This is a genomic window from uncultured Pseudoflavonifractor sp. (assembly GCF_944387805.1).
Lineage (GTDB): Bacteria > Bacillota > Clostridia > Oscillospirales > Oscillospiraceae > Pseudoflavonifractor.
Window position 1 is genome coordinate 1 of the sequence record NZ_CALXGI010000032.1, and the last position, 26,459, is coordinate 26,459.

Genomic DNA, 26,459 nt, shown 5'->3' on the forward strand with positions numbered 1-26,459 from the left:
TTTAGGGGTATTGTCTGTATTATGCCCTTATAGGGCTTAATCAAGCCTCCGGCTTAGCCGGAGGTTGTGACTTTCTTACGCCTCTTTGCCGCTGACTGCCCGGTTGATGGCGGACAGAATGCCCTTGAGGGGCGCCAGATTGATGTTGTGGGAGATACCCACGCCGAAGTGGTCCTTCCCCTCCTGGTCCCGCAGCTGGATGTAGGCCACAGCCATGGAGTCGGAGCCGTCGGTGATGGCGTGCTCCTTGTAGTCCACAAAGGTGAAGCGGTCCATCTTCTGGCCGTGGATGGCGTTGAAGAAGGCGTCGATGGGGCCGTTGCCCGAGCCGTTGACCTGGAAGGTGGTGTCCTTGTGGCGGATGGTACCGGCGAAGGTAACATGAGAGTGGCCCTCCTCGTCGGTAAACTCGGCAAAGGAGTGGCGCACCAGCTGGTAGGGCGAGGTGGCGTCGATATAGTTCTCCTTGAACAGCTCGTAGACCCGCTCCGGCTTGAGCTCGGTGCCTACCCGGTCGGTCTCCACCTGGACGATGTGGCCGAACTCGGGGTGCATGGCCTTGGGCAGGTCAAAGCCGAAGTTGTGGTGCATGACGTAGGCGGCGCCGCCCTTGCCCGACTGGGAGTTGATGCGGATGATAGGCTCGTACTGCCGTCCCACGTCGGCGGGGTCGATGGGCAGGTAGGGGATCTCCCAGTACTCGCTGCCGCTCTCCTCCATGTAGGCGGTACCCTTGTTGATGGCGTCCTGGTGGGAGCCGGAGAAGGCGGTGAACACCAGCTCGCCGGCGTAGGGCTGCCGCTCGCCCACCTTCATCTTGGTGCACCGCTCGTACATGGCCTTGATTTTGTTGATGTCGGAGAAGTCCAGCTCCGGGTCCACGCCCTGGGTGTACATGTTCATGGCCAGGGTGACCATGTCCACGTTGCCGGTGCGCTCGCCGTTGCCGAACAGGGTGGCCTCAATCCGCTCCGCGCCGGCCAGCAGGCCCATCTCGGCGGTGGCCACGCCGCAGCCCCGGTCGTTGTGGGGGTGGAGGGAGATGATGGCGCTGTCCCGGCTGGGCAGCTTGGAGATGAAGTACTCCAGCTCATCGGCGAAGTAGTTGGGCATGCAGTTCTCCACCGTGGTGGGCAGGTTGAGGATAATCTTCTTCTCCGGCGTGGCGTGGATGGCCTCAATGACCGCCTGGCAGATCTCCACGGCGTAGTCCATCTCGGTACCCATGAAGGACTCGGGGGAGTACTCGTACCGCAGGTCCATGCCCTCGGCGATGACGGGCTGGGACAGCTCGTAGATGAGCTTGGCGGCATCGGTGGCGATCTTGGTGATGCCGTCCATGTCCATGTGGAACACCACCTTGCGCTGGAGGGTGGAGGTGGAGTTGTAGAAGTGGAGGATGACGTGCTTGGCGCCCCGGATGGCCTCAAAGGTCTTCTGGATGAGATGTGGCCGGGCCTGGACCAGCACCTGGATGGTCACGTCGTCGGGGATGTGGCCGCCCTCAATGAGCTCCCGGCAGATCTCGTATTCCGTCTCACTGGCGGAGGGGAAGCCGATCTCAATCTCCTTCACGCCGATGTCCACCAGGGTGTGGAAGTACTCCAGCTTCTCCTGGAGGTTCATGGGGTCCACCAGGGCCTGGTTGCCGTCCCGCAGGTCCACTGAGCACCAGATGGGGGCCTTGGTGATCTGCTTGTCGGGCCAGGTGCGGTGCTCCATTTTCAGGGGGACAAAGGGGATATACTTTTCATAGGCTTTTTTCATAACAGGGACCTCCTTTGGTCATGCGGTCAGGGGACGAAAAACGCCCCTGACCTAAAACAATTAGGTCAGGGGCGTATAATACGCGGTACCACCCTGCTTCCGCCCGCCGTCTCCAGCAGGCGCTCATTGGCCTCCAACAAGGCCGTGGCCGGTAACGGGGCCGGACGTTCCGCCCTACTGAGGTTCGGGCGAACGGCTCAGGGACCAGTATCCGCACGGCGTCCTCGCGCCGGTTCGCACCAACCACCGGCTCTCTGAGCGGGACCTGCCGCGCCTTCTTCCCTTCCTCGCCTTTTGCAATGTGATTGCACCTATTTTAGCCCAGGAAAGGACATTTGTCAAGTAAAAGCTCAGGAGCACATGGCCTGACGGAAGAGTACCGAGGGCATGGGCGTGCCGGAGAGGACCATCTCGCTCATCCGCTCTCGGGTGGCGGGGGAGAGACAGCACAGGCACCGGTCGGCGTCCAGCCGGGCGGTGCCGCCGTCCACACCCAGGTGCTCCCGCAGGTAGGCCTCCAGAAGAATCCGGTCAGTGTAGAGGCTGTTGGCGGCGCGCAGGCCGGCGGGGGTGAGACGCACCCGGCCGTAACGCCGCCGCTCAATCATCCCCTCCCGATCCAGAATGCCCAGCATATGGGCCACGCTGGAGGGGGCCACGTTCAGCCGCCGGGACACGTCCACCGAGCGCACGGCGTCCAGGCCGCCGCTCAGTTCATAGATGGTGAGCAGGTAACGGCATGCGGTCTGGGAGAGTTCCATGGCTTCCGGCACCTCCTTCCTCAGCCTGCCAGGGTCCGGCCCAGCGCCCGGCAGGCGGCCAGACCGTCGCCGTCAGGCGTCTCGTTGCAGATGAGCCCCTCGCCGCCCTGGAGGACCGCGCCGGCAGCGGCGGTACGGTCATACCAGTCCCGCATCCACTGACCGTCGCCCCAGCCGTAGGAGCCGAAGAGAGCCACCGGCTTGCCGGACAGGCTGCCGGACAGCGCCTCGAAGAAGGGTTCAAACTCCCCCTCCTCCAGCACCTCGGCGCCCATGGCGGGGCAGCCCAGGGCCAGGCGGTCATACCCGGCGGCATCTGCGGCAGTGATTTCAGACACGGAGAAGAGGGACACGTCGGCCCCGGCCTCCCGGGCCCCCTCCGCCACGGCCTGGGCCATAGCCTCGGTGTTTCCGGTGCCGCTCCAATAGATGACTGCAAGCTTGCTCATAATAAAGCCTCCTTGAATTTTATTAGCAGAGAGAATGATTGAATATCACGCCGCCGGACGCTCTGCCGCGCCCAGCAGGCTCAGCAGGGAACACCCCTGTTCCAGCCGCCTGCACAGGGCGGCCCGGCAGAGGGCGAACTTTTGAAACTGCCGCCTGGCGCCCTCCACATCCTGGTAGACCTTCCACTCGCCGCACAGGCGGCAGCCGCTGCCGCCGCTGGCCATGAAGCCCACTACGTCCTCAGGGGGATAGCCCAGGAAGAGACCCAGCTCATGGGGAAAATCGCCCTCTGCGGCAATCCGGCTGCTGAGGCAGCCGAGCAGAACGGCCCAGGAGCCTCCGACGGGATAGCCCGCCTTCTCCAGCAGCGCCGCCACCGGAGGAGAGCTGAGGCACTGTTCCAGCAGCTTGGGCCGATAGACCAGCAGGAGAAAGCGCCTGCGGCACTGGCACAGGACCTCCAGCCGGACACCCCGCTCTGTCAGGCGGCGGGAGTAGGCTACGGCCAGCCTGGGCAGGGCGGGGTAGTCCGCCGCTGACAGGGAGATAAGACAGGCGGGCTTCAGTCCCACCAGGGCTGGGGCGCAATGGTAGGCCACAGAGCGTTCGAAGCGGAGGTAGGTCATGCTGGGACTCCTTTCTGTTAGTTTATGCTAACTATACGGAAAAAGAAAAGGCAGCGCAGCTGCGAAATTGGTTAGCTAAGACTAACTAACAATTGAAAGATACCACACTGTACCGGGAATGTCAACGGGAAATTTGCAGGGATGGAGGAGCAGAAGAGAGAAGAAAGACGATTGGATAAAAAATACGCAGGATCTGGCCTTGCTTAAATGGGAAGCGGAAGTTAGAATAGGATTAAGAAGAAGCCCGGATGGGCAGGGATAAGAATGAAAAAGGAGAAACGTGCCATGATTCGGATTTATGCAGCGGAAAACTACGAAGAGATGAGCGAGAAGGCGGCCCGCATCATTGCGGCGCAGGTGATCCTGAAGCCGGAGTGTGTGCTGGGTCTGGCCACCGGCTCCTCTCCCGTGGGCACCTACCGGCGGCTGGTGGAGCGTTACAGGGCGGGCAAGATTTCCTTTGCCGGGGTGACCACGGTGAACCTGGACGAGTACAAGGGGCTCTCCGGCGCCCACGACCAGAGCTACCGCTACTTCATGCAGCACAACCTGTTTGACCATGTGGACGTGCGGCCCGAGTGCACCCATGTGCCAAACGGCCTGGCTGAGGACGCCCAGGCCGAGTGCGCCCGGTACGACGCCTTTGTCCGCAGCCTGGGCTGCGCCGACCTGCAGCTGCTGGGCGTGGGCCGCAACGGCCACATCGGCTTTAATGAGCCCTGCGGCGAGTTCGTGGTGCCCACCCATGTGGTGGACCTGACTGAGAGCACCATCGAGGCTAACGCCCGCTTCTTCGCCTCCCGGGACGAGGTGCCCCGCCAGGCCCTGACCATGGGCATCGGCGTGATCATGGGCGCCCGGAAGATTGTGATGGTGGCCAGCGGCGCGGACAAGGCGGACGCGGTGTACGGCATGGTGAAGGGCCCTGTGACCCCCCAGCTGCCCGCCTCCATCCTGCAGCTCCACCCTGATGTGACCCTGGTGGCGGACAGGGCGGCCCTGTCCAAGCTTTAAGAAAGCGACATATGCGCCGGACGGCGCAAGGAGGAATATGCAATGAAAATTACAGGCGCACAGGTATTTGAGGCCAGAGGAACCTTTGTCAGCCGGGACCTGTATGTGGACGGCTGTATGCTGACCGACCGGGACTGCGGCGGAGAGGTGCTGGACGCCGGGGGGTGCTATGCCATTCCCGGCCTGACGGACATCCATTTTCACGGCGCGGTGGGATGCGACTTCTCCGACGGAGACGCCGACGGCCTGGCCGCCATTGCGGAGTATGAGCTGAGCCGGGGCGTGACCCAGATCTGCCCGGCGGGCATGACGCTGCTGCCCGAGGCGCTGGAGCAGATGTGCGCTGTGGCGGCGGCCCACCGGAGGGCGGAGAAGCCGGGGGCCAGCCTGTGCGGCATCAATCTGGAGGGTCCCTTCCTGTCCATGGCCAAGAAGGGGGCCCAGAACGGCGACTGGCTCCAGAAGCCCAATATGGAGCTGCTGCATAAACTGGAGGAGGTGTCCGGCGGACTGGTGAAGCTGGTGTCGGTGGCGCCGGAGGTGGAGGGGGCCATGGACTTCATACGGGCCGCCTCCAATGAGGTGCGGGTGTCCATCGCCCATACCACGGCCGGCTACGACACGGCCATGGCCGCCTTTGCGGCAGGCGCCAGCCATGTGACACATCTCTTCAACGCGATGCCTCCCTTCACCCATCGCGCTCCCGGCGTGGTAGGCGCGGCCTTTGACACGCCGGACTGCCGGGTGGAGCTGATCTGCGACGGAGTGCACATCCATCCGTCGGTGGTACGGGCGGTGTTCAGGCTGTTCGGCGCGGACCGGGTAGTGCTGGTGAGCGACACCATGCGGGCCGCCGGTATGGCCGACGGGGACTACACCCTGGGGGGCCAGCCGGTGGTCAAGAAGGGCAAGCACGCCACCCTGGCCGACGGCACTCTGGCCGGTTCGGTGACCGACCTGATGGACTGCATGCGCACGGCGGTGTCCTTCGGCATTCCCCTGGCAGACGCGGTGCGGGCGGCGGCGGTGAATCCGGCCCGGGCCATCGGCATTTACAGCCGGTGCGGCAGCCTGGAGTGCGGCAAGTGGGCCAACGTGGTGCTGCTCAACAAGGACTTGACCATCCGCAATGTGATTTTCAAGGGCAAAGTGGTAAGATAACAGGACAAAACTGAAAACAGCCGTCCCACACCGGGACGGCTGTTTTCGATCCGGGACCAGACCGCGCCGCTGGGGCGGAGGTCCGCAGCACAGGGAGGCATCATATGAAGCGTTTTGAAATCAGAGAGCAATTCTATCTGGACGGCGCGCCCTTCAAAATTATCTCGGGCGCCATCCACTACTTCCGGGTCCATCCGGCCTACTGGCGTGACCGGCTGGAAAAACTGCGTGCCATGGGCTGCAACTGCGTGGAGACTTATGTGCCCTGGAATCTCCACGAGCCGGCGCCGGGGCAGTTCCGCTTTGACGGCGGGCTGGACCTGGCCGCCTTTCTGCGCACGGCCCAGGAGGCGGGGCTGTACGCCATTGTCCGTCCCTCGCCCTACATCTGCGCCGAGTGGGAGTTTGGCGGCCTGCCCGCCTGGCTGCTGGCGGGAGAGGACATGCCCCTCCGGTCCTCTGAGGGCCCCTTCCTCTCCCATGTGGCCAGGTACTACAAACGTCTGTTCCGGGAACTGGCCCCCATGCAGATTGACCGGGGCGGGCCGGTGCTGCTGATGCAGGTGGAGAACGAGTTCGGCGTCTGGGAGCGGGAGGACCGGGCCTACCTGGAGGGCCTGGCTGCTCTGATGCGGGAGAACGGCGCCGCCGTACCCTTCATCACGGCGGACAACCTTCACCCCGGCGCACTGGAGCGCGGCGGCGTGGCGGGTGCGCTGGCCACCATCAACTTCGGCTCCGGCGCGGCGGAGAAGCTGGAGGTGCTCCGGCCCCACACCCAGGGCGGGCCGCTGATGGTCACCGAATTCTGGGTGGGGTGGTTTGATGCCTGGGGAGAGGAACACCACACAGCCGGAGCAGAGGAGAACGCCGCCGACCTGGACGAGATCCTGCGCCAGGGCAGCGTGAACTTCTACATGTTCCACGGCGGCACCAATCCAGGGCTGTACAACGGCTCCAACTACTTTGACCATCTCACTCCCGACGTGACCTCCTACGACTACGACTCCCCCCTTACCGAGGACGGCCGGGAGACGGAAAAATACCGGGCTTTCCAAAACGTCATCGGAAAATATGCCCCCATCCCCCGGGTGGAGCTGACCACAAAGATTGTCCGCAGGGATTACGGCACTCTGAAGGCTGTGGGACGGGTGGGGCTCTTTGACGCCCTGGACAGCCTGGGATGTCCCGCGGAGCTGGACACCCCAAAATCCATGGAGCGGCTGGGCCAGAGCTGCGGCTATATCCTCTACCGCGCCGCGCTGCCCGCCGGGACCAGGGCAAAATCGCTGGAACTGACAAACGCGGCGGACCGGGCCTTGATCTTCCTGGACGGGGTGCCGGCGCTCACCCTGATGGACCGGGAACTGGAGGGGGCCCACAGCGTGGACTGGGTGCTGGAGAAGGACACCCGGCTGGACATTCTGGTGGAGAACCTGGGCCGGGTGAACTACGGCCCCCAAATGGTCTGCCAGCGCAAGGGCATCGACGGCCCCGTGCTGCTGGACGGCGTTCCGGTGGCGCCCTGGCAGGCGTGGACCTTACCTATGGAGGGGCTGGAGGGCCTGAAGTTCGGAGTGCAGTCGGAGGGGCCCGCCTTCCACCGCTTCACCTTCCGCGCAGAGGAGCGGGGCGATACCTTCCTGGACACTGCGGGCTGGGGGAAGGGCTGCGCCCTGCTCAACGGGGTGAACATCGGCCGCTTCTGGGACATCGGACCCCAGCGCAGACTGTATATTCCCGCCCCCATGCTCAGGGAGGGGGAGAATGAGCTGATTCTCTTCGAGAGCGAGGGACGGGCGCCCGGGACGGTGGCCCTGGCGGGGGAGCCCGGCCTGGGCTGAGGAGCGCATTGCCTTTTTCCCGCCGCCGGGTTATACTGTTGCTATGATTTCGAAAAAAGGAGCGTGAGGACGGTGTCCAAGACGCTGGTACTGGCAGAAAAACCCTCCGTGGGCCGGGAGCTGGCCCGGGTGCTGGGCTGCAAACGACAGGGAGAGGGCTGCCTGGAGGGGGACCGGTACGTGGTCACCTGGGCCCTGGGCCATCTGGTGGAGCTGTCGCCCCCAGAGGCGTATGACAAAGCCTGGGCCAAGTGGGACATGCTCACCCTGCCCATGCTGCCCGAGAAGATGAAAACCCAGGTCATCCCCCAGACCGGCCGCCAGTTCCGGGCCGTCCAGGCCCTCATGCGCCGGGGGGACATCTCCGACCTGGTCATCGCCACCGACTCGGGCCGCGAGGGCGAGCTGGTGGCCCGGTGGATCATGGAGAAGGCGGGCTGGAAGAAGCCGGCCAAACGGCTGTGGATCTCCTCCCAGACCGACAGGGCCATCAAGGAGGGCTTCGCCCATCTGCGCCCGGCGGCGGAGTACGACAACCTGTTCTATTCCGCCCGGGCCCGCAGCGAGGCCGACTGGCTGGTGGGCCTGAATGTGACCAGAGCGCTCACCTGCAAGTTCAACGCCCAGCTCTCCGCCGGGCGGGTCCAGACCCCCACCCTGGCCCTCATCGTGGACCGGGAGCAGGAGATCCGCCGGTTTGTGCCCAAGGACTTCTTTACCCTGGCGGCCAAGACCCCCGGCTTCACCGCCACCTGGCGGGACAAGAAGGGCCAGGCCAGAATCTTTGACCGGGAGCAGGCCGAGGCCCTGGCCAGGAAGCTGGAGGGCAAGACCGGCGTGCTCACCCAGGTGAAAAAGACCTGGAAGCAGACGCCGCCGCCCCCGGCCTACGACCTGACCGAGCTCCAGCGGGACGCCAACCGGAAGTACGCCTACTCCGCCAAGGAGACGCTGTCCATCATGCAGAATCTCTACGAGATTCACAAGGTGCTCACCTATCCCCGCACCGACTCCCGCTATATCTCCGACGACGTGGTACCCACCCTGCCGGAGCGGCTGCGCAGCGTAATGGTGGACGAGTACAAGCCCCTGGCCCAGCAGATTATGCGCAGCCGTCCTCTCCAGACCCGGTACCTGGTCAACAACGCCAAGGTCACCGACCACCACGCCATTATCCCCACCGAGGAGCAGCCCGACCTGTGGCGGCTCACCGGTCCGGAGCGGAACATCTACGACCTGGTGGTCCGCCGGTTCCTGGCGGTGCTGCTGCCTCCCTTCACCTACGAGGAAATCTGCCTGACCATGACGGTGGACGGGGAGACCTTCACCGCACGGGGCAAGATTGTGAAGGACCAGGGCTGGAAGGCGGCATACAGCCGCTTCACCCTGGAGGAGGACGAGAATACAGCGGAGGACGAGGACGCGGACCAGAACCTGCCGCCCCTGAACCAGGGGGACAGGATTTCCCTCACCGGGCTGCAAATCAACGCGGGCAAGACCGCGCCGCCCAAGCGGTACACCGAGGCCACCCTGCTCACCGCCATGGAGCACCCACAGGCCCAGGTGAAGGACGCGGAGCAGTCCCGGATTCTGGAGGAGACCGGCGGCCTGGGCACCCCGGCCACCCGGGCGGACATCATCGAAAAGCTGTTCTCCGCCTTCTATATTGAGCGGCGGGGCAAGGAGCTCTACCCCACCTCCAAGGGCATCCAGGTGGTGGAACTGGCGCCTTCCGACCTGCGCAGCGCCCAGCTCACCGCCAAGTGGGAGAAGCGGCTGGGAGACATCGCCCAGGGCAGGGAGAAGGAGAGCGCCTTTGTGGGGGAGATGAAGTCCTACGCCGCCCGGCTGGTGAGCGAGGTCAAGGCCAGCGACGCGTCCTACCACCACGACAACCAGACCCGCAGTCCCTGCCCCGACTGCGGCAAGTACCTGCTCAAGGTCAAGACCAAGCGGGGCGAGATGCTGGTGTGCCCCGACCGGGAGTGCGGCTACCGCCGCAGCGTCAAGCAGATCACCAACGCCCGCTGCCCCAACTGCCACAAGAAGATGGAGCTGCGGGGCGAGGGGGAGAAGCAGATGTTTGCCTGTGTGTGCGGCTACCGGGAGAAGCTGAGCGACTTCAAGAAGCGCCGCTCGGAGAAGTCCGCCGGCAAGGGGGACGTGCGCCGCTACCTGGAGCAGCAGGCCCGGCAGGAGGAGCAGGGCTCCTCAGCCATGGCGGAACAGCTGAAAAAGTGGCTGGAGCAGAGCGGAAAGTCATAACCCAAAATAGAATAGGGAAGGATGTGACGCGGTTTATGCTGATGGAAGAGGCGCGCAGGGCCATTGCGTCCTACGGCAGACAGATGAGCGGACAGGGACTCTCCAGGGGAACCAGCGGCAACCTGTCCTGCTTCGACCCCGAATTGGGCTATATGGCCATCAGTCCCTCTGGGCTGGACTACTTTTCCACAGAGCCTGAGGATGTGGTGATCATGGATCTGGACGGGCATATTGTGGAGGGAAGTCGAAAACCCTCCAGTGAACACCAGCTTCACGCCGGGATTTACCGGCTGCACCCGGATGCCGGAGCAGTGGTGCACACCCACTCCGTATATTGCACGACCCTGGCCTGCCTGCGGCAGCCGCTCCGGGCAGTGCATTATGCCATGGCAAACGCAGGCGCAGATGAAATTCCCTGCGCGGAGTATGCAACCTACGGAACTCATGCGCTGGCGGAGAACGCTGCCCGGGCCATGGGCAGCGGAAAGGCTGTGCTGCTGGCCAACCACGGACTGGTAGTCTGCGGCGGCAGCATGGCGGAGGCCTTCGCCATGGCTGTGGATATGGAATTTACCGCTGAAATCCAGTGGCGCTGCATGGCGATAGGGACGCCTGTGGTGCTGACTGGGGAGGAGATGGCGGACGTCCGGCGGCAGCTGCTGGGCTACGGCCAGAAACAATGAGTGCAGAACAGCGCAAGATAAAATAGAAAAACGGGAGCGCGGTTGAACGCCGCGCTCCCGTTTTTTAGGTCTTGCCATTGTCAGAGTCCCGGTCCCGGAACAGAAGGGAGATACACCACACGGCGGCAAGGCCGATGACGGTGTAGATCACCCGGGAGACGGCGCTGTCGGAGCCGCCGAAGGCAAACGCCACCAGGTCGAATCCGAAAATGCCGATGCTGCCCCAGTTAAGTCCGCCGACGATGGCGAGAATCAGGGCAATTTTATCGATAATCATCGCGAAGAGACCTCCTCAGATTGGATTCCGGGGATAGCTTCTCCCGGGAGAGAGAGGATTATGCGCCATCAGGTGGAAAATCCATTCAGGTAAAATGACTGACAGCATAAAAAGAATTTTATTTTCCAAAATATTATAAAGTAAAGTCTAGGTAAATATGCTGAAAAAGCTATGAAAGATGCATTGAAAAAGGGAAAATGGAGTGCTATATTGCCTGTGGTTCTGTTGAACAAAAACCAAACCGTAAAGGAAGTTGGACGAAATGCAGACAAGGAAAAAGATCCTGGCCGGAATGCTCAGCGGCGCGCTGCTCCTGGGTGTCGGTCCCCTGGCCATGGCGGCCACAGCCAATTACAACGACGGCAGCGTTACCGGCGGATCCGCCGAGTGGCAAGCCTGGGTGAGCGAGTGGGAGAGCGTAGCCACAGATTACACCCAGGTGTCCCTTACCCCCGGCGCTGATGAGACCCAGCTGAACTTCGCCTGGTACAGCAAGGCGGAGAGCGGCAAGGCAGCCACCCCTGTGGTTCACTTCGGCACCGACAGGAGCAGCCTGACCGCCTTCACCGGCACATCTGCCCAGGTGGATGACAGCCTGACCGGCGGCGTGGCCTATGACTACAACTACGTCACTGTCACCGGCCTGAAGGCCAACACCACCTACTACTACACGGTGGAGAAGAACGGCGTCCAGACCGAGGTCCAGGAGTACAAGACCGGCAGCTTTGACACCGTCAAGATGCTCTACGTGGGCGACCCCCAGATCGGCGCCTCCAAGGGACAGCCTCAGAACGGCGAGGCCCTGGTGGCCGACTCCGGCGCGGCCAACACCGCCGCCCGCAACGACGCCTTCGGCTGGAACCGCACGCTGGAGATTGCCACCCAGCAGAACCCTGACGTGAACTTCATTATCTCCGCCGGCGACCAGGTCAACAAGACCGGCCAGGCCAAGGAGGAGGAGTACGCCGGCTATCTGTCCCCCGACGTGCTTGCCAGCCTGCCTGTGGCTACCACCATCGGCAACCACGACTCCCTGAATCCCGACTACATGTACCACTTCAACAACCCCAACGCCACCGAGTACGGCAAGACCCAGGCCGGCGGCGACTACTACTACTCCTACGGCGACGGCCTGTTCATTGTGCTCAACACCAACAACTACAATGTGGCGGAGCATGAGAAGGCCATCCAGGAGGCTGTCGCCTCCGACCCGGACGCCGCCTGGCGCGTGGTCACCATCCACCAGGATATCTACGGCACCGGCCTGGACCACTCCGACACCGACGGCATGATTCTGCGTACCCAGCTGACCCCCATCTTTGATGAGTACGACATCGATGTGGTGCTCCAGGGCCATGACCACACTTACAGCCGTTCCAAGATGCTCTACGGCGACGGCCAGACGCACGGCACCTACGAGTTCCGTCTGAACGACGAGGGCAGCGACTACGACTGGAACAACGCCTACAACACCCAGAACAACGAGAAGATCCCCTTGTACCCGGAGGAGGGCGATACCGCCGGCACCGCCGCTCACGACGCCTTCCAGGCCGACAACAAGTGCTACACCATTGAGACTACCACCAGCAACACCGTGGTCAACCCCAAGGGCACCCTGTATATGACCGCAAACTCCGCCTCCGGCTCCAAGTTCTACGAGCTCATCAGCACCCAGCAGGACTACATTGCCGCCCGGAGCCAGAACTGGCTGCCCAGCTACTCCGTCATCGAGATGGACAGCAACTCCTTCTCCATCACCACCTACCAGATCACCGGCGACGGCAAGGTAGAGGCCATTGACGACACCTTTACCATCGAGAAGAACGGCACCGGCTCTGTGGCCACCCTGAGCCAGAACGGCGAGACCTACTATCGCCTGCGGGACGTGGCCGCCTCTGTCTCCGGCACGGCCAGCCAGTTCAACGTGGCCTGGGAGAACAACGGCGTGGTGGTCACCACCGGCGCCGCCTACACCGACGCGGTACCCGCCGCCCTGCCCACCGCCGGCTCCGCCGCCACCCTGAACCTGACCGTGAACGGCGCTGCCGCCACCACCGGCGCTGTGCTGGCCGAGGGCAATTACTATGTCCCCGCCGCGTTCCTGGCCACCCTGGGTGTGAACCTGGGCGCCTGAGTCCCCCTGTTCTGAGTCTGAACCCATATGGGCAGCATTTTCCCGGCGGCATTGCCGCCGGGAAAATGCTGTCTATCACCCTTCGAACCGGCGGACGGGAAAAGTGCGTTTTCCACAGAAAGTCCGGGTTCTGAGAGAAAGGCTGAATAACATTGCATATCAAGAAGTTTTTCCTGCGCTGGGGCATTCCGCTGGTGCTGCTGGCCCTGTTTCTGCTTTTTACCGTCCGTCTCAACCAGGGAGAGAAAATTCCGCTGGTGAGCCGGGAGGGTCAGACCTTTGAAAAGGGCGTTGTCACCGAGATTCTCCAGGACAACCTGATGCCGGACGGCTCCCGGGTGGGAGAGCAGAGGGTGCTGGTGCGTATGACCACCGGCGTCCGGGCCGGTCAGGAGCTGGAGACCACCAGCGCCTCCGGCTACCTCTTCGGCGCAGGGTGCACCGTGGGTATGAAGGTTGTGGTCATGCAGAGCGTGGCAGGAGACTCCACTATCACCAGCGTTTACTCCCAGGACCGGGAGTGGGTGATCTACGCCTTTGCCGCCGCCTATCTGCTGGTGCTCTGTCTGGTAGGCGGAAAGCAGGGCCTCAAAGGCGCCCTGGGCCTGGTGTTCACCTTCTTCTGTATCATCTTTGTCTACCTGCCCCTGGTCTACCAGGGCTGGTCTCCCTTCTGGGTGGCGGTGTTCATCTGCGTGATTACCACATTGGTCACCATGTATCTCATTGGCGGCCCTACCATGAAGACACTGGTGGCCACTGGCGGAACCGTGGCGGGCGTGGTCATTGCCGGACTGGCCGCCAGCCTGTTCAGCATGGCCACCGGCATTACGGGCTGGAACGTATCTGACATTGAGAGCCTGCTCACCCTGGCCAGCACAAGCGGCGTGCAGGTGGGGGGACTGCTCTTCTCCGGGCTGCTTATCTCCAGCCTGGGGGCGGTGATGGATGTCGCTATGTCCATCGGCAGCGCCATCGCGGAGATCCACGCCCAGAACCCGGCTATCTCCCGGGCGGAGCTGTTCAAGGCCGGCATGCACGTGGGCCGCGACATGATGGGGACGGACTCCAACACCCTGATCCTGGCCTTTGCCGGCGGCAGCATCTCCATGCTGGTGCTGGATTACGCCTACGACCTGCCCTATCAGCAGATGATTAACTCCAACAACATCGGCATTGCCATTATGCAGGGCCTGTCAGGCAGCTTCGGCATTGTGCTGGCGGTCCCTGTCACCGTGGCGCTGGCCGTGCTGCTCTATACCTGGCGGCGGCCTGCCAAGGCATAATAACAAAGCGGCGCACCGTGTTTGCGGTGCACCGCTTTTGCAGCGGTTAAGTCAGATAAGCTTGATTTGCTTCCACTTGCCCTGCCAGAATCGAACCAGGAAGAACACAGCCCGGACCACCCAATCGCAGAACATGGCGATCCACACGCCCAGCAGGTGGAGGCCCATCATGGGGATACCAAAGACTGCGTCGGCGCCCAGCACGTAGCTGAGAACAATGCGGCAGGCAAACATGGAGACAAGAGACACAGCCATGGTAAACATGGCGTCGCCGGCAGCCCGGAGGGCGTTGGGCAGGGTGAAGGACATGGGCCAGAAGAGCAGAACGAAAACGGAATTCCAACGTAGCACCTGGGCGGCCATGGCGGCGGCAGGGGCGCTCAGATTGAAGAGAGTGACCAACCAGCCCGCACAGAAGAAGAGAATGACGGCCATGGTGCCCATGGAGACATAGGCCATGATCATCAGCCTGCGGGTGTACCGGACCGCTTCGTCCAGGGACTGGGCGCCCACATACTGGCCCACCACGGTGACCATGGCCAGGCCGATGGCCTGGCCGGGCACATTGATGACGCCGGCCACGCTGTTGGCGATGGCGTTGGCGGCCACAGCGGAACCCACCACCGCCAGGTTGACCCCGGCGTCAAAGGAGGTGATGAGGCTGAGCACCACCAGCTTTCCCACCTGGAACAGGCCGTTCTCCAGACCGGTGGGGATGCCGATGGTGAGGATGCGCCGTACCATGACCCAGTGGAACTCGAGGCGGAACATGTGGTGGATGCGCAGGATGCAGTCCCGGTGCTGGAGCAGGAACAGGATAATTACCGCCGCCACAATACGGGAGGTGAGGGTGCCGATGCCGGCGCCCAGGGACCCCATATCGAAACCAAAAATCAGAATGGCGTTGACGGTGATATTGACAATGTTGACAATAAGGGAGTTGAACATGGACACCTTGGAGTTGCCCATGGAGCGGAACAGAGCTGCGCCCGCGTTGTACAGGGCCATAAAGGGATAGGCCAGCGCGGTGGAGATAAAGTAGGCGACGGCGGAGTCCATGACGTCGTCATTGATATTGCCGAAAATCAAAAAGAGCAGGTGCTCCCGGAAGAGAATGCACGCCGCCATGATGATCACAGAGAGGGCCGTCACCACGTAGAGCAGCTGCTTGGCGGCGGTTCTGGCGTGCTCCGGCTCCTTGCGGCCCAGGTACTGGGACACCACCACCGCGCCGCCTGTACTGAGGGCAGCGAAGATCTGAAGCATCAGGGTGTTGATGTTGTCCACCAGGGAGACGCCGGATACCGCCGCTTCGCCTGCTGTGGTGACCATCACCGTGTCCGCCATACCCACAGACATCAGAAGAAATTGTTCAATTACCAGCGGGATGATCAGCCGCATCAGCGCTTGGCGGCTGAACAGCGGCTTCTGCTCCCGTTCAGCGGATTTGACGGGCGTCTGCGCTTCCATCTTCATCTGTCTCCCCTTTCGTACACCCCAGAATTACATTGATAGCAGCGGACCTCTATTGTAGCATTGAATTTCCATTTTACAAGGTGTGTTTTACACAAATTTTACGTGTTTTTCCTGCGAAAGGTATAAATGCGGAACAGGATGTCCACAATATCCGCAGGCCGGGCGGAAACCCGGCGAAAACGGATTACATATTTGGGACGGTGGTATCCAGTGCTGAAACGTAAACAGAAGAGGGACGGCGGACATACCCTGCGCCGGTGGGAACTGGCCCTGCTGCTGGGTGCGGCGGTGGCTGCGCTGGCAGGCGGCGCGCTTGGGGCGGAGCAGTCCGCCCTGGCGGACAAGGTCATCCGCCTCCATGTCATTGCCAACTCCGACGACCCGGCGGACCAGGCCCTCAAGCTCCAGGTCCGGGATCGGATTTTGTCTGAGGCCGGGGACCTGTTTGACCAGGGGCTGACCCGTGAGCAGGCGGAGGCCGCCATCACGGCCCGGCTGGGCGACCTGGCGGCCGCAGGCGCGGAGACCGTGGGGGAGGCCGGGTACAGCTACCCGGTCACCGCCTCCCTGGAGGAGAATGTGTGGTTCCCCACCAAGGAGTACGAGGACTTTGCCCTGCCCGCCGGGGAGTACACCGCCCTGCGCATCGTCATCGGCGAGGGCGGCGGACAGAACTGGTGGTGTGTGGTGTTTCCGCCTCTGTGCCTGGGCTCGGTCACCGAGACCACGGCGGAAACCGCCGCTTCGGCGGGCTTCAGTGAGGATGAAATTTCCCTCATCACCGGCGAAAACGAGGGATATGTGGTCAAATTCAAGGCCATAGAGCTGTGGGACCGGTTCTGCGCCTGGGTGGAGAACCGCTGATAAAGACTGAAAACAGCGGCGGAGCAAATGCTCCGCCGCTGTTTTGCGTTCAAATGTGGGGGTGATTCAGGGCGCCTCCAAAAAGGGAAGCGCAACGGCCAGCCACTCCTCAGGCAGATAGACAGCCAGGTAGCCGTGATTACAGCCCTTGGCCTCATAAATCCGGCAGGATGGCACCAGGGCACGGAATTGCTGGGCGGACTCTTTGACGCACCGCCTCTCTTTTTCTCCGTACCAGTACATCACCTCGGCTGAGGTCAGTGCCACAGACTCCTTCAAGGTATAGTGCATCATATAGCTGCGGTACATGGCGTACAGTGTCTCCCGGCGTACGCGGGGCATGTCTTGAAGGTAATAGCGGGCGATTTCGTCTGGGAAGCGCATCTTTTCGGGCAGAAAGCGCATCATGGCCATCTGGGCACGGCAGCTCCACCGGCTGAAGAGCATCCAGCCGCACAGGCGCACCACGGCGATGGAGAAGCGGGCCATGCCGGGCTGAGGATAACAGATGCTGCCGTCGATGATAACCTTTTGGGCAACATCCGGCCGTTGGGCCAGCAGCTCCATGACGATCTGGCCGCCCAGGGACACGCCGCCCAGAGCAAAGAGGTGCCCGCCGCAGCAACGGTCAATATAGTCCAGAAGCGCTTGCGCCTCCTCTTCAGTGGAGTGATACGGAAGGGCGGATTCTTCGCCGTGTCCGTCCAGCGTGGGGAGGATGACATGGTAGCGATCCATCAGAGCCTTGGCCTGGCGGAGGTAATTCCACCAGGCGTTCCCGCCGCCATGGATGAGCATGATATGGGGATTGGTGCTGCTGCCGAACTCATGGAAATTCATAGAGCATTCCTCCAAAAAGAAAGGGGGCCGGAGATGGCGCCATTATAGCGCCGGACAGCAGACAATACAAGTGGGCGCCTGTGGACATAATAGATAAAAATGGAAGAAATTACAGAATAAAATTGGGCGAAATATTTTATGCAGGGCTTTCTCTCCATAGCCTCTGTTCCTCTTGCGGTTTTTGGTGTATGATAAAAGCATAAAGGAAATTTCCGTGAGGTATGTTCTATGACCGACTTATTTGAAAAATCCATCCACACTCTGGAGCTGCCCCGGGTGCTGGAGAAGCTGGCCGGGCAGGCGGTGACCGAGGAGGGCAAGGAGCGCTGCATGGCCCTGCGCCCCCTCACCGACGCCGACGACGTCCAGCGCCTCCAGGCCGAGACCACCGCCGCGGTCAGCATGACCGCCCTGCGGGGCAGCCCGTCCCTGTCGGGGGTGAAGCCGGTGGCGGCCTCCCTCCAGCGGGCGGACATGGGCGGCGCCCTCAACACCAGGGAGCTGCTGGACATCGCCGCCGTCCTCCGGGCGGCCCGCTCCGCCCGGGACTACGCCGCCGGGGAGAACAGCGGCAAGACCTGCATCGACCATCTCTTCGCCTCTCTCACCGCCAACCGGTTCCTGGAGGACAAGATCACCGGCTCCATCCTGGGGGAGAATGAGATCGCCGACTCGGCCAGCCCCGAGCTGGCCTCCATCCGGCGGCATATCCGGGCCACCTCCGCCAAGGTGCGGGACATTCTCCAGAAGCTCATTTCATCCTCCCAGGCAAAGTATCTCCAGGAGCCCATTATCACCATGCGCTCCGACCGGTATGTGGTGCCCGTGCGCTCCGAGTGCAAGAACGACGTGCCCGGCCTGGTCCACGACGTGTCCTCCTCCGGCGGAACCTTCTTCATCGAACCCATGGGGGTGGTGAAGGCCAACAACGAGCTGCGGGAGCTCCAGGCCGACGAGGAGAAGGAGATTGACCGGATCCTGGCCGAGCTGTCCGCCGACTGCGCCGCCCACAAGGAGGACATCGCCCAGGACTACGACCTGCTTATCATGCTGGACGTGATCTTCGCCCGGGCCAAGCTGTCCTACCGGATGCGGGCCAGCGAGCCCAAAATCGTCAGCCGTGGCATCTGTCTGCGGCAGGCCCGCCATCCCCTGCTGGACCCCGACAAGGCGGTGGCCAACGACCTGTACCTGGGCGGGGATTTTGATACCCTGGTCATCACCGGCCCCAACACCGGCGGCAAGACCGTCACCCTGAAGACCATCGGTCTGCTGACTCTGATGGCCCAGTGTGGACTCCACATTCCGGTGGCGGACGACAGCACAGTGATGATTTTCGACCGCGTACTGGCCGATATCGGCGACGAGCAGTCCATCGCCCAGAGCCTCTCCACCTTCTCTTCCCACATGGTGAACATTGTGGGCATTCTGAAGGAGGCGGACGACAAGACCCTCATCCTCTTCGATGAGCTGGGCGCGGGCACCGACCCCATCGAGGGCGCGGCCCTGGCTGCCGCCATCATCGAGCAGTCCCGGGAGCTGGGGGCCCTGGTGGCCGCCACCACTCACTACGCCGAGCTGAAGGTGTACGCCATGACCACCGCCGGGGTGGAGAACGCCTCCTGTGAGTTTGACGTCAACTCCCTGGCCCCCACCTACCGGCTCCTCATCGGCATCCCCGGCAAGTCCAACGCCTTCGCCATCTCCGAGCGGCTGGGCCTGCCCAGGGAGGTCATCGACAAGGCCTCCGCCCGTATTGACGCGGAAAACGTCCGCTTTGAGGACGTGATCACCCGTCTGGAGCAGCAGCGCCAGCAGATGGAGCAGGAGAAGGAGCAGGCCCGGAAGCTGCGCCGGGAGATGGAGGATGCCGCCCGTGCGGCCCGGGAGTACCGGGACAAGCTGGAGAAGGAGCGGGCCAAGGCGGTGGAGAAGGCCCAGGCGGAGGCACGGGCCATTTTGGATGAGGCCCGGAACACCGCCGACAGCGTGTTCAAGGAGCTCAACGAGATGCGCCGCCGCCAGCGGAAGGAAGAGGACTGGCAGAAGGTGAACGAGGAGCGGGCAGGGCTGCGCCAGCGGCTCAACCAGGCGGAGGACGCCCTGGGCGCCCGGCCTGAGGAGCCTGCGCCGCCGCCCACCCGGCCCGCCAAAGCGGGAGATACGGTGGAGCTGGTGAAGATGGGCGGCACCAAGGCCCAGGTATTGGCCGTCAACAAGGATGGAAGCCTTCAGCTCCAGGCGGGTATCCTGAAGATCACCGCCAAGCAGGACGAGGTCCGGGTTACCGAGGAGGACGGCAGCAAAAAGCAGACCCAGCGGATCATCCACCGGGCGGAGCGCCAGCTGCGCACCGTGGGCGCCTCTTCGGAGGTGGATCTGCGGGGGATGATGACCGATGAGGCCGTGGCGGCGCTGGACAGCTTTCTGGACAACGCCATGCTGGCCAAGCTGGAGACCGTCACTATTATCCACGGCAAGGGTACCGGCGCGGTGCGCAAGGCGGTGCGGGAGCACCTGAAGCGCAGCCGGTATGTGAAGTCCTTCCGCCCCGGCCGCTATGGCGAAGGAGAGGACGGCGTGACGGTGGCGGAGCTTCGGTAACGGGAAATGTCCGCCGCTAAAGGACGGTGTCCGCACCGGAGAATATAAATTCACCCAGAACCGGCTGCCTGAGGGCAGAAAAAGAATGGACATTGGATTTTGTGCAAAATGTCGTTGACTGTTTGGTGCAAATTTGATATCCTATACAGGAAAGTATGCGACTTCATAAACGCATCTTAGGGGGAAACGCTTATGTATATGAAAGAGGCAGTCGTAAACAATCAGGTTGGCCTGCACGCCAGACCCGCCACATTCTTCATCCAGAAGGCCAATGAGTTTAAGAGTTCCATCTGGGTTGAGAAGGATGAGCGCCGAGTGAACGCCAAGAGCCTGCTGGGTGTACTTTCCCTCGGTGTCGTGAAGGGTACCTCCATCAACCTCATCGCCGACGGCCCCGATGAGAAAGAGGCGGTCGATGCTCTGGTGGAGCTGATTGCATCCAACTTCTCTGAGTAACGCCATCCGACAAAAAGCGCCGCATTTGCGGCGCTTTTTTTATCCGCGGAACAAGCCCGGCAGATAGGGAGGGCAGGAATCAACACCCATGACATTTGATGAACTGAAAGAAAAAGCACATGCCCTGTCCCAAATGCGCGGGCGCATTTGGGAACCCGGGAAATAGTCATATCTGCACGGGGCGAGTGAATCGCCCCGGCATCAAGGTTTTGCTCCGCAAAACGCTTGGACGGCGCAGAGCGCCGGGGCGCTGACGCGCCCAGCGGCAGGGCATGAAGGAAGTCCGGCAGACAGGGGAGGGCAGGAACAGTAACATATGACATTTGATGAGCTGAAAGAAAAAGCACATGCCCTGTCCCAAATGCGCGGGCGCATTTGGGGACCCGGGAAATGATATTATCTGCACGGGGCGAGTGAATCGCCCCGGCATCAAGGTTTGCTCCGCAAAACGCTTGGACGGCGCAGAGCGCCGGGGCGCTGACGCGCCCAGCGGCAGGGCATGAAGGAAGTCCGGCAGACAGGGGAGGGCAGGAATCAACACCCATGACATTTGATGAACTGAAAGAAAAAGCACATGCCCTGCCGCTGAAGCCGGGTGTGTATATTATGCAGGACAAGCGCAACGTGGTCATCTATGTGGGCAAGGCCAAGGCATTGAAGAACCGGGTGAGCCAGTACTTTGCCGACCTGGCCTCCCACACGGAGAAGACCCGGGCCATGGTCAGCCAGATTGACCACTTTGACGTCATTGTGGCCGACAGCGAATTTGAGGCTCTGGTGCTGGAGAGCTCCCTCATCAAGCGCCACCAGCCCCACTACAACATTCTCCTCAAGGACGATAAGGGCTATCCCTATATCCGCCTCACCGTCAACGAGGACTACCCCCGGTTCTCCCTGGCCAACAAGGCGGCTGACGACGGGGCACGCTACTTCGGGCCCTACGGCAGCCGGGGCAGTACCCAGGGCATCATCGACGCCCTCCGGGCCGCCCTCAAGCTGCCCTCTTGCAACCGGAAGTTTCCCCGGGACATCGGCAAGGAGCGGCCCTGCCTGAACTACCACATGGGGCTGTGCGACGGCTACTGCCGGTTCGGCATGACCCAGGAGCGGTACCGGGACGCCATCGACCAGGCCATCCGGCTGCTGGAGGGGCAGTTCAAGGAGGTGGGGGAGGAGCTTCAGGCCGAGATGGAGCAGGCCGCCGAGGAGCTGAGGTTTGAGAAGGCCGCCGAGCTGCGGGACCGGTACCGTGCCATTGAGCTGCTGGGCAAGCGGCAGAAGGTGATGGCGGGCAGTCTGGCGGACACCGACGTGGTGGGCTTCCACCGGGGTACGGCCAAGAGCTGCTTCGTGGTGCTCCACTACGTGGACGGCGAGCTGGCCGCCAAGGACTGGGACCTGATGGAGACGCCCATGGAGGAGGAGATCGCCGACGTGGTGTCCGCCCTGGTGCGGCAGTACTACGGGGAGCGGAATCAGCTGCCCAGACAGATTCTCCTGCCCTGTGAGATTGAGGACGAGGTGCCCCTGGCCCGGCTGCTGTCCGAGAACGCGGGCCGCCGGGTGAACCTGGTCACCCCCCAGCGGGGCGCCAAGATGGACCTGATCCGTCTGGCCAACAAGAACGCGGAGGAAGAGGTGGCTCGCTGGACCACCAAGGAGGAGCGGACCTCCAAGCTGCTGGAGCTGCTGGCCAGGATGCTCAAGCTGGACAAGCCGCCCATGCGGATGGAGAGCTACGACATCTCCAACCAGGGGGCCGACGACATCGTGGCCTCCATGGTGGTCTACCAGAACGCCCGGCCCCTGAAGCGGGACTACCGCCGCTTCAAGCTCAAGGACATGGACGCCCCCGACGACTACGCCTCCATGGAGCAGGTGCTCACCCGCCGCTTCCGCCGCTATCTGGACGGGGACGAGAAATTCAAGGATCTGCCCGACCTGCTCCTCATCGACGGCGGCGAGAACCACGCCAAGGTGGCGGTGAAGGTGCTGGAGACCCTGGGGCTTTCCATCCCGGTGTTCGGTATGGTGAAGGACGACCGGCACCGCACCCGTGCCCTGGTCACGCCGGAGGGCCGGGAGATTGGCATCCAGGCCAATCAGGCGGTGTTCTCTCTCATCGGCCAGATTCAGGAGGAGACCCACCGTTTTGCCATCGAGTTCCACCGCCAGCAGCAGAATCAGCGGGTGAAGGGCTCGGTGCTGGACAAAATCCCCGGCGTGGGCGAAAAACGCCGGGCGGATCTGCTGAAACACTTCAAAAGCGTCAAGAATATCAAGGCCGCCACTCTGGAAGAGCTGGAGGCGGCGGTGCCTAGGAACACGGCCAAGGCCGTCTACGACTATTTCCGGGGGACTCAGGAGTCCAAACCGGAGGACGGGAAAGGATGAGAGACCATGCGTGTTATTACAGGAACGGCCCGGGGCAGGCGGCTTAAGGAGCTGCCCGGCATGGAGACCCGGCCCACCACCGACAAGGTGAAGGAGTCCATTTTCAATATCGTACAGTTTGACGTGGAGGGGCGGAATGTGCTGGACCTCTTCGGCGGCACCGGCCAGCTGGGCATCGAGGCTCTGTCCCGAGGCGCGGCGCGGTGCACCTTCGTGGACCTGCGGAAGGAAGCCGCCGCTGTCATCCGGGAGAACGTGAAGACCTGCGGCTTTGAGGCCCGGGGCAAGGTGGTGCAGGGTGACAGCATCGCCTTCCTCACCGGCTGCCGGGAGAAGTTCGACCTGGTCTTTCTGGATCCGCCCTACGCCTCCGGTCTGCTGGAACGGGCGCTGGAGGTTATCGCAAAGATTGACATCATGTCCGAGAATGGTATAATAGTTTGCGAAAGCGGGGCGGAACAGGTTCTGCCCGAGTTCAGCGCCCCCTATGAGAAGGGGCGGGAGTACCGCTACGGCAAGATTAAGGTGACGCTGTACCGGCGCACCATATAACGCTTCCCCAAAGCAAGGAGAGATTCCAGTGAAAACAGCGGTATATCCCGGCAGCTTCGACCCTATTACACTGGGCCACCTGAACGTAATCAAACGTGCGGCGGTCTGTTTTGATAAGCTCATCGTCTGCGTGATGGTGAATTCCGAGAAGGAAAACAGGGGCCTCTTCACCCCTGAAGAGCGGGTGGAGCTCATCCACAGGGTAGTGGACCGCCTGCCCAACGTAGAGGTGGACCGGTCCTCCGGCCTGCTGGCGGAATACGCCAAACGGGTGGGGGCCTGCGTGGTGGTAAAGGGCCTGCGGGCCGTGTCCGACTACGAGAAGGAGGTCCAGATGGCCCTCATCAACCGCAAGCTCAATCCCCGGCTGGACACCATGTTCCTGCCCTCCAGCGCCAAGTACACCTACCTGAGCTCCAGCGTGGTGAAGGAGATGGCCTACTACGGAGCGGATCTGTCCGACTTTGTCCCCCGGGAGATTATTGACGATGTAAACGAAAAGATGAAAAGCAGGAGGAACAGATAAATGGCGACTGGCGTGGAAGAACTGCTGGACATGCTCTATGAGCTGATAGACGAGGCCAAGGGCGTGCCTCTGTCCAGTGAGAAGTGTATCATCGAGCGGGACAAGGCTCTGGATCTGCTGGATGACATCAAGGCCCAGTTCCCCATGGAGCTGAACGAGGCCAAGAAGCTCATCGCGGCCCGCACCGACTATATCGCCTCCGCCAAGCGTGAGGCAGACCTGATCCGCAAGCAGGCGGAGGACCAGGCCCGGCAGATGCTCTCCGAGGAGGAGATCATGGCCCGTGCCAAGCAGAAATCCAGCGAGATTCTCCGCCAGACCGAGGAGCGGGCCAGAGAGCTGCGCAAGTCGGCCAACGACTACTGCGAGGACGCCCTCCGCCGCACCGAGGAGGCCATCGGAGAGGCCTACGAGGAGCTGAAGGCCAGCCGGAGCAAGTTCCGGGCTGCCAGCGCCGCCGCCTCCGGCGCGTCCCAGCGGCCCGCCTTCGACGTGGCAGTGGAGAACGAGTAACACCCAATTTCGGCGAAAAACGCACCCCAATCGTTAGGCAGCACGGATACTGCGTAATGGTTGGGGTGCTTTTGGCGTGGAGAGATATTTCACCCAATTCATGCTTGTGAACATGGCTTTCCGGTGGTATAATATTTCGACTGATTTCAGGAAGGGCGGATTTACCATGACCTACAAAGAAGAATTCATCACTTTTATGGTGCGCTCCGGCGTGCTGACCTTCGGTGATTTCACCACCAAGTCCGGGCGCAAGACCCCCTACTTCATCAACACCGGCAACTACAAGACCGGCGCCCAGGCCTCCAAGCTGGGCGACTACTACGCCGCCTGCATCCAGGAGAACCTGCCTGACGGTGTGGACTGTCTCTTTGGCCCTGCCTACAAGGGCATTCCGCTGGCGGTGGCGGCTGCCTCCAGCCTGTACCGGAACTATGGCCGGGATCTGCCCTACTGCTTTAACCGCAAGGAGGCCAAGGACCACGGCGAGGGAGGCTCCATGGTGGGCTACAAGCCCCAGGCCGGGGACAATGTGGTCATCGTGGAGGATGTGGTCACCGCCGGCACCGCCGTCCGGGAGACCATCGAGCTGTTCAAGCATGTGGCCGACGTAAATCTGACGGCCCTGGTGGTGTCTGTGGACCGCATGGAGCGGGGCACCGGCGACAAGACCACCCTGGACGAGCTGCGGGAGGAGCACGGCATCCGGGTGTTCCCCATTGTCACCGTCCGTGAGGTCATCTCCTTCCTCCACAACAATCCGGTGGATGGCAAGGTGTATATCGACGACGACATGAAGGCCCGTATGGAGGCTTATTTAACGGAGTACGGCGCCCGGGCCTGAGAACAGGCAAAGACCTCTGCGGGCAATTTCCCGCAGAGGTCTTTGCGCTTTTGACGGCAGAGAGGAGGGAAGGATATGGCGGATCATACGGGACACAGGGAGAGGCTGCGCAAGGAGTTTATGGCCCGGCCGGATTCCTTTCCCGACCACAAGGTGCTGGAGCTGCTGCTGTTCTATGTGCTGCCCCGGCAGGACACCAACCCGCTGGCCCACGACCTGCTGGACCGGTTCGGTTCCCTCCAGGGCGTGCTGGACGCCCGGCCGGAGGCCCTCTCCCAGGTGAAGGGGGTAGGGGAGCGGGCGGCGGTGCTCTTCCGGGTTGTCAAGGAGCTGGGCAGGCGGTACGGTGCGTCCCGCGCCAGCCTGGAGGACATTGTGGACTCCACCTGGGCGGCCCGTGAGACGTTTGCGCCTCTGTTTTACGGCGCCCGCAACGAGATGGTCTATCTTCTGTGCATGGACGGAAAGGGCAAGTACCTGGGCTGTCCCAAGGTAGGGGAGGGGAATGTAAACGCCGCCGAGGTCACGGCCCGGTCTGTTGTGGAGGCCGCCCTTAACCACAATGCCGCCCGTGTTATTCTGGCCCACAACCACGTGTCCGGCCTGGCTCTGCCCTCCGACGAGGACAAACAGACTACCCTCTACCTGCGCGACCTGCTCCGGCAGGTGGGCGTGCTCCTCATCGACCATTTGATTTTTGCGGACGACGACATGGTATCTATGCGGGACAGCGGCTTTTTGGTGGAAATACGATAATTAGAGGTTGCAATAGAACATACGTTTTGATAGAATGGATGTACGAGGTGATGGTATGCCCAAATTTGAGGTAGTCAGCGAATACAAGCCCGCGGGCGATCAGCCCCAGGCCATTGAGGCCCTGGCCAACGGCGTGGAGCTGGGGCTCCAGGAGCAGACCCTGCTGGGCGTTACCGGCTCCGGCAAGACCTTTACCATGGCCAAGACCATTGAGAAGCTCCAGCGGCCCACCCTGGTGCTGGCTCACAACAAGACCCTGGCCGCCCAGCTGTGCGCCGAGTTTAAAGAATTTTTCCCCAACAACGCGGTGGAGTATTTCGTCTCCTACTATGACTACTACCAGCCCGAGGCCTATATCCCCCACACCGA

The 26,459-nt window shown here is 62.2% G+C and carries 24 protein-coding genes and 1 other annotated feature; of the genes, 17 read left to right on the top strand and 7 right to left on the bottom strand.

All coding sequences use genetic code 11. The features are described from left to right. Positions 1-75: 75 nt before the first annotated feature. The 4 genes from leuA to Q0K06_RS08785 all read right to left on the bottom strand — a co-directional run bounded on the left by leuA (position 76) and on the right by Q0K06_RS08785 (position 3,604). Positions 76-1,767: a 2-isopropylmalate synthase gene (leuA, locus tag Q0K06_RS08770; RefSeq protein WP_294551293.1), complete on the bottom strand. Its 1,692-nt coding sequence runs from the start codon at positions 1,765-1,767 to the stop codon at positions 76-78. Between the two features lie 64 nt (positions 1,768-1,831). Continuing rightward, positions 1,832-2,064, bottom strand: a binding site (T-box leader). A 53-nt stretch (positions 2,065-2,117) separates the two neighbouring features. After that, a complete protein-coding gene (locus Q0K06_RS08775) occupies positions 2,118-2,528 on the bottom strand; it encodes a metal-dependent transcriptional regulator (protein WP_294551297.1) in 411 nt (136 codons plus the stop codon). Between the two features lie 20 nt (positions 2,529-2,548). Further along, positions 2,549-2,977: a flavodoxin gene (locus Q0K06_RS08780; RefSeq protein WP_294551299.1), complete on the bottom strand. Its 429-nt coding sequence runs from the start codon at positions 2,975-2,977 to the stop codon at positions 2,549-2,551. Positions 2,978-3,022: 45 nt separating this feature from the next. Beyond that, positions 3,023-3,604 (bottom strand): DUF3793 family protein, encoded by a 582-nt coding sequence (locus tag Q0K06_RS08785; RefSeq protein WP_294551302.1) that lies wholly within the window; start codon positions 3,602-3,604, stop codon positions 3,023-3,025. Positions 3,605-3,892: 288 nt separating this feature from the next. Between Q0K06_RS08785 and nagB the strand changes: the two genes are divergently transcribed. From nagB to Q0K06_RS08810, 5 genes are all read left to right on the top strand, one after another. Next, entirely contained in the window at positions 3,893-4,618 is a 726-nt protein-coding gene (gene nagB, locus Q0K06_RS08790; protein ID WP_365924128.1) for a glucosamine-6-phosphate deaminase, read from the top strand. A gap of 42 nt (positions 4,619-4,660) precedes the next feature. Next, complete coding sequence (gene nagA / locus Q0K06_RS08795) at positions 4,661-5,779, top strand: N-acetylglucosamine-6-phosphate deacetylase (RefSeq protein ID WP_294551305.1); 1,119 nt, start codon at positions 4,661-4,663, stop codon at positions 5,777-5,779. A gap of 104 nt (positions 5,780-5,883) precedes the next feature. Continuing rightward, complete coding sequence (locus Q0K06_RS08800; protein ID WP_294551307.1) at positions 5,884-7,623, top strand: beta-galactosidase family protein; 1,740 nt, start codon at positions 5,884-5,886, stop codon at positions 7,621-7,623. A gap of 72 nt (positions 7,624-7,695) precedes the next feature. After that, positions 7,696-9,888: a DNA topoisomerase III gene (locus Q0K06_RS08805; protein WP_294551310.1), complete on the top strand. Its 2,193-nt coding sequence runs from the start codon at positions 7,696-7,698 to the stop codon at positions 9,886-9,888. Positions 9,889-9,923: 35 nt separating this feature from the next. Then, a complete protein-coding gene (locus Q0K06_RS08810) occupies positions 9,924-10,571 on the top strand; it encodes a class II aldolase/adducin family protein (protein ID WP_294551312.1) in 648 nt (215 codons plus the stop codon). A gap of 64 nt (positions 10,572-10,635) precedes the next feature. On the opposite strand, the gene Q0K06_RS08815 is transcribed toward Q0K06_RS08810, so the two are convergent. Then, positions 10,636-10,848 (bottom strand): DUF378 domain-containing protein, encoded by a 213-nt coding sequence (locus Q0K06_RS08815; protein WP_294551314.1) that lies wholly within the window; start codon positions 10,846-10,848, stop codon positions 10,636-10,638. Between the two features lie 262 nt (positions 10,849-11,110). Here Q0K06_RS08815 and Q0K06_RS08820 point away from each other — a divergent pair, with 262 nt between their 5' ends. Both Q0K06_RS08820 and Q0K06_RS08825 read left to right on the top strand, forming a co-directional pair. Continuing rightward, positions 11,111-12,982 (top strand): metallophosphoesterase family protein, encoded by a 1,872-nt coding sequence (locus Q0K06_RS08820; protein ID WP_294551316.1) that lies wholly within the window; start codon positions 11,111-11,113, stop codon positions 12,980-12,982. A gap of 152 nt (positions 12,983-13,134) precedes the next feature. Beyond that, positions 13,135-14,268 (top strand): YibE/F family protein, encoded by a 1,134-nt coding sequence (locus Q0K06_RS08825; protein WP_294551319.1) that lies wholly within the window; start codon positions 13,135-13,137, stop codon positions 14,266-14,268. 51 nt (positions 14,269-14,319) lie between these two features. On the opposite strand, the gene Q0K06_RS08830 is transcribed toward Q0K06_RS08825, so the two are convergent. Then, complete coding sequence (locus Q0K06_RS08830; protein ID WP_294551321.1) at positions 14,320-15,738, bottom strand: MATE family efflux transporter; 1,419 nt, start codon at positions 15,736-15,738, stop codon at positions 14,320-14,322. A gap of 216 nt (positions 15,739-15,954) precedes the next feature. Here Q0K06_RS08830 and Q0K06_RS08835 point away from each other — a divergent pair, with 216 nt between their 5' ends. Next, positions 15,955-16,608 carry a stage II sporulation protein R gene (locus Q0K06_RS08835; RefSeq protein WP_294551323.1) on the top strand — a complete coding sequence of 218 codons (654 nt, stop codon included), beginning with the start codon at positions 15,955-15,957 and terminating at the stop codon, positions 16,606-16,608. A 66-nt stretch (positions 16,609-16,674) separates the two neighbouring features. On the opposite strand, the gene Q0K06_RS08840 is transcribed toward Q0K06_RS08835, so the two are convergent. Continuing rightward, positions 16,675-17,448, bottom strand: coding sequence for an alpha/beta hydrolase (locus Q0K06_RS08840; RefSeq protein WP_294551325.1), 774 nt, complete (start codon positions 17,446-17,448; stop codon positions 16,675-16,677). A 228-nt stretch (positions 17,449-17,676) separates the two neighbouring features. Here Q0K06_RS08840 and Q0K06_RS08845 point away from each other — a divergent pair, with 228 nt between their 5' ends. From Q0K06_RS08845 to Q0K06_RS08885, 9 genes are all read left to right on the top strand, one after another. Then, complete coding sequence (locus Q0K06_RS08845; protein WP_294551328.1) at positions 17,677-20,052, top strand: endonuclease MutS2; 2,376 nt, start codon at positions 17,677-17,679, stop codon at positions 20,050-20,052. A 192-nt stretch (positions 20,053-20,244) separates the two neighbouring features. After that, the gene (locus Q0K06_RS08850) at positions 20,245-20,508 is read left to right on the top strand and encodes an HPr family phosphocarrier protein (protein WP_294551331.1); all 264 of its coding nucleotides are present in this window, start codon (positions 20,245-20,247) and stop codon (positions 20,506-20,508) included. 543 nt (positions 20,509-21,051) lie between these two features. Continuing rightward, positions 21,052-22,902, top strand: coding sequence for an excinuclease ABC subunit UvrC (gene uvrC, locus Q0K06_RS08855; RefSeq protein ID WP_294551334.1), 1,851 nt, complete (start codon positions 21,052-21,054; stop codon positions 22,900-22,902). A gap of 6 nt (positions 22,903-22,908) precedes the next feature. Further along, positions 22,909-23,454, top strand: coding sequence for a 16S rRNA (guanine(966)-N(2))-methyltransferase RsmD (rsmD, locus tag Q0K06_RS08860; protein WP_294551336.1), 546 nt, complete (start codon positions 22,909-22,911; stop codon positions 23,452-23,454). A 28-nt stretch (positions 23,455-23,482) separates the two neighbouring features. Continuing rightward, a complete protein-coding gene (gene coaD, locus Q0K06_RS08865; protein ID WP_294551339.1) occupies positions 23,483-23,980 on the top strand; it encodes a pantetheine-phosphate adenylyltransferase in 498 nt (165 codons plus the stop codon). Beyond that, a complete protein-coding gene (locus Q0K06_RS08870; RefSeq protein WP_294551341.1) occupies positions 23,981-24,493 on the top strand; it encodes a hypothetical protein in 513 nt (170 codons plus the stop codon). Positions 24,494-24,659: 166 nt separating this feature from the next. Further along, complete coding sequence (pyrE, locus tag Q0K06_RS08875) at positions 24,660-25,334, top strand: orotate phosphoribosyltransferase (protein ID WP_294551344.1); 675 nt, start codon at positions 24,660-24,662, stop codon at positions 25,332-25,334. A gap of 75 nt (positions 25,335-25,409) precedes the next feature. Then, positions 25,410-26,090 carry a JAB domain-containing protein gene (locus Q0K06_RS08880; protein WP_294551347.1) on the top strand — a complete coding sequence of 227 codons (681 nt, stop codon included), beginning with the start codon at positions 25,410-25,412 and terminating at the stop codon, positions 26,088-26,090. A gap of 55 nt (positions 26,091-26,145) precedes the next feature. Then, a partial coding sequence (locus tag Q0K06_RS08885) for a DEAD/DEAH box helicase family protein (protein WP_294551349.1) occupies positions 26,146-26,459 on the top strand: 314 nt, incomplete at its 3' end.